The following is a 463-nucleotide window of genomic DNA, read 5'->3' as shown; positions in this document are numbered from 1 at the left end:
ATCTATGTTGATGTGATTAGCCCGCTTGGCCCGCGCATTCAGGTCACCGGTTCCCCTGCTGTACTGCAAAGCCCACAAGTGCAGGCGAAAGTTCGCGCAACCCTGCTGGCAGGCATTCGCGCCGCCGTGCTCTGGCACCAGGTCGGCGGCGGACGTCTGCAACTGATGTTTTCTCGTAATCGCCTGACCACTCAGGCAAAACAAATTCTTGCTCATTTAACCCCGGAGTTGTGATCTATGGAATTATCCTCACTGACCGCCGTTTCCCCTGTCGATGGACGCTACGGCGATAAAGTCAGCGCGCTGCGCGGGATTTTCAGCGAATATGGTTTGCTGAAATTCCGTGTACAAGTTGAAGTACGTTGGCTGCAAAAACTGGCCGCGCACGCAGCGATCAAGGAAGTTCCTGCTTTTGCTGCCGACGCAATCGGTTACCTTGATGCAATCGTCGCCAGTTTCAGCG

1 protein-coding gene and 1 pseudogene are annotated in these 463 nt (G+C 54.9%); both read left to right on the top strand.

All coding sequences use genetic code 11. From position 1 onward, the window contains the following. Window positions 1-234: pseudogene (hflD, locus tag FPV16_RS25915) on the top strand (high frequency lysogenization protein HflD); the annotation flags it as partial. Window positions 235-237: 3 nt separating this feature from the next. After that, the coding region (locus FPV16_RS25910) for a lyase family protein (protein WP_227441373.1) at window positions 238-463 on the top strand (226 nt) is incomplete at its 3' end.

It is taken from the genome of Methylobacterium sp. W2 (assembly GCF_020662345.1).
Lineage (GTDB): Bacteria > Pseudomonadota > Alphaproteobacteria > Rhizobiales > Beijerinckiaceae > Methylobacterium.
The sequence above is the reverse complement of the archived record's forward strand: the minus strand, read 5'-3'. Positions and strand labels throughout refer to the sequence as shown.